The organism is Syntrophaceticus schinkii, assembly GCF_000946815.1.
In the GTDB taxonomy this organism is placed as follows: Bacteria; Bacillota; DSM-12270; order Thermacetogeniales; family Thermacetogeniaceae; genus Syntrophaceticus; species Syntrophaceticus schinkii.
In genome coordinates, this window is record NZ_CDRZ01000286.1 from 1 (window position 1) to 2929 (window position 2929).

Annotated in this window: 4 protein-coding genes and 1 pseudogene; 3 read left to right on the forward strand and 2 right to left on the reverse strand. The window is 41.0% G+C overall.

Translation table 11 applies throughout. The annotated features are described in order from the left end of the window. Window positions 1-375, reverse strand: a pseudogene (locus tag SSCH_RS14795) (IS1380 family transposase); the annotation flags it as partial. Between the two features lie 240 nt (window positions 376-615). Here SSCH_RS14795 and SSCH_RS14800 point away from each other — a divergent pair. The 3 genes from SSCH_RS14800 (at window position 616) to SSCH_RS14810 (ending at window position 2652) form a co-directional block, all read left to right on the forward strand. Next, window positions 616-1140, forward strand: a complete 525-nt coding sequence (locus tag SSCH_RS14800; RefSeq protein WP_269746218.1) for an ATP-binding cassette domain-containing protein — start codon at window positions 616-618, stop codon at window positions 1138-1140. Continuing rightward, window positions 1137-1856, forward strand: a complete 720-nt coding sequence (locus tag SSCH_RS14805; RefSeq protein ID WP_044666157.1) for an ABC transporter permease — start codon at window positions 1137-1139, stop codon at window positions 1854-1856. Before SSCH_RS14800 ends, SSCH_RS14805 begins: the two co-directional genes overlap by 4 nt. Before the next feature lie 88 nt (window positions 1857-1944). Then, window positions 1945-2652, forward strand: coding sequence for a hypothetical protein (locus SSCH_RS14810; protein ID WP_198142530.1), 708 nt, complete (start codon window positions 1945-1947; stop codon window positions 2650-2652). An 84-nt stretch (window positions 2653-2736) separates the two neighbouring features. On the opposite strand, the gene SSCH_RS20540 is transcribed toward SSCH_RS14810, so the two are convergent. Next, window positions 2737-2929, reverse strand: a 193-nt coding sequence (locus SSCH_RS20540; RefSeq protein WP_232294519.1) for a hypothetical protein, incomplete at its 5' end; no start/stop codon positions are given.

A 2929-nucleotide genomic window follows, 5' to 3' on the forward strand; every position in this document is an offset into this window, starting at 1 on the left:
CAAGGGATTCAATTCCCATGTCTTAAATAACCGTCTGAATGCTGATTCCTCAGGGCATTCAATATCGCCTTTGATTTTCAGGTAACCCGGGTCGTAACGTAAATCATTGATGTGCTCGAATCGAGATAGACCAAGAATTTGAGCATCAACCAGAAAATCGAGCATTTCTTGAGACTGATATTTGCTGTTAGGTGCTTTGCGCATGGTAAAAGTGCTTTTGATAAGTTCCTTGAAACCAATTGCCTGTTTAAAAGATTCTACAGGGCCAAAATTGGCGAATTTAGTGGTTGTATCGTTATCAAAAGTAACTGGCAAATTAAACTTACGGATTTTCTTTTGTAAACGGTACTTTTTAAGTTCAATCTTTTTTTTCACGTCTCGGTAAAGGAGGTGCTTGACAATGTGTGGTTGTTTGTTGTATTTTCATATTGAAGACATCCCTTCTATTGGATTTTGGATCTCACCTATCCAATTAGATTTTTGAGGGGTGTCTTCCTCCTTTTTGTGCAAAATATTTTATAGGTTTTGCTGCTTAAAAAGCTAGCAATGGCAAGAGCTTAGGCTGCTTTATTAGGGGCTACTTGCCGACTATAGGTTTATAAAAATACTGCCGATATTCAGGAATTGATGGAACGAGTTGGGCTGTGGGAAGATCGAAACATCAAGGTTGGTGAGTATTCAAAGGGGATGAAAGTTCGTTTGAACTTCGTCCGTGCTATGCTCAACAATCCACGTGTTCTCTTTCTCGATGAGGTTACAAATGGACTTGATCCAACAAATGCGAGGATTATTAAGGATATCATCTCTGAATACCGTGATCAGGGGGGAACGGTGTTCCTGAGCACACATCTGATGAATGATGTTGAACAGCTCTGTGACCGGATCGCATTCTGTGTAGATGGTGAACTGCATGAGATTTCCACCCCTCGCGATCTAAAATTGAAGTACGGCAAACGTGAGGTGAAGGTTGAATACAGGGAAAACGGTGCTACCACCAGTGCCCTATTCCCACTTGAAGGAATAGGCATGAATAATCAATTCCAGGCCATCTTGAAAAACAAGGAAATTGAAACGATCCACAGCGGTGAGACATCTATGGAAGATATTTTTATTATTATGACAGGAGTTGACCTAAAATGAGAAACACCTCACGGCTTATTTTAGGTGAACTTCACCGACTCGTAATCTACAAAATACTTCCCATCAGCCTCCTTGTTGCAATATTTTGGGTTATCATCTTGTTATTTGTCTCTAAAGAGGACGCACTGAATGTAGCGCCGCTCTTCGTGATTATTGATGTATGCATGATGTCCATACTGCTGATCGGTGCCTCACACCACCTTGAAAAGCAAGAGGGGACTATTAAGTCAATGATGATGATGCCGATATCTCTGGGACAAATTCTCATAGCCAAATTTGTCGCTTCTTTGGTACTCGGGATCGAATCGGTGATCATCATATCAGCCGCTTTGTTCTTTATTCATGGCCTTACATTTAATTATGCATTACTGTTGTTTTTCATTATCATCGCAGGTGCAGTCCACGCAGCAATTGCTTTCTTTCTTTCACTTAGCAGCAAAGACTTCAGCTCTATGCTCGTCTTACTCATGGCATATTTGATCCCCTTGGGGATACCTACAATGTTGTTCGCATTCGGTATGATCGATGCAAAATATGAGTGGATTCTGATGCTTTCACCGGTACATTCTTCCAGCAATCTGATAACTTCTGCTATTTCCGGTAAATTTGAGGTATCAAAGGTGATTATCGGATGCGTATATCTTGTGCTTCTGACAGCAGCACTATTTAAATTTGCTGTGTATCCGAAGTTCAAAAACAATGCTGTAAGGGGGTAATATTTATGAACAAATATTTATCTCTTTTGAAATACGAGGCAAAAACAATTATTCGCGACCCTATGAACATCTAATGTGTATCTTCCCGATGGTCATACTCATCCTGTCAGCGTTTGTGTTCCCAATTATATTAAAGTCCTTTGGCCCGGGAAAGGGAGTTGCACTACAGCTGACAACGCTGCTGCTGCTCATTATCATCTTGGTGTTTGGGGCTTTCTGCCTGTCTGCAATGGCAACCTTTCTTCTCCTTGAAAATAAGGATGAGTGCACCTTGAATACAATTGCTGTTACTCCTATTGGCGCCTCGGGGTACATTATGTTCAAAATGACATATATTTATATAATGTCAGTAATAACTACAATTATCGTGCTTCTTGGCACAAAGCTAATTGCAGGTGACCAGTATACGATCGGTGGTGTTTCATTATTCGACAATATCGGAGTTATACACATTATCTCCTTTGCCGTTGTTAGTGGGCTGTTTGTCCCTGCCCTGGCACTTTTTCAAGGTGCATTTGCTAAAAATAAAGTCGAGGGCTTTGCCTTGATCAAAGGAACCGGTACGGTGGCACTAATACCGGCGCTGTTAATTCTTGAGGCTTTTCAAGGTAAGCTGCAATACATTTTAGGCGTATTCCCAAACTTCTGGGCTGTCAAAGGAATCATGCTTGAGCTTTTCCCGATTAATAACAGTGCGAACCTAAGCTATTCAATGTATCTCCTTATCGGCACTGTTTACAGTATTCTCATGCTTGTTATAGTATATCGCTTCTTCCTGAAAAAAGCAGAATATTAATAGATCGCGGTGACAGAGGTGACAGAGGGACGGGGGTCGTGTCACCGTTCTGGATGACATGACCCCCGTCCCTCTGTCACCATGTCACCAGACAGTTTTTCCGGCATATGCAGTATTGGCAACTTTATGGTTCTTAGCATAAATGGTTACGCATAATACTAATACAGCAAGAATCATAAAAGCGGACACTGTAAATATTTTTTGCTTCTTTGTCATAATGCTGTTCACCTCCTTTTTTTTATTATAGCTAAAAGCCCAGGTTATTGTTAACCTGGGC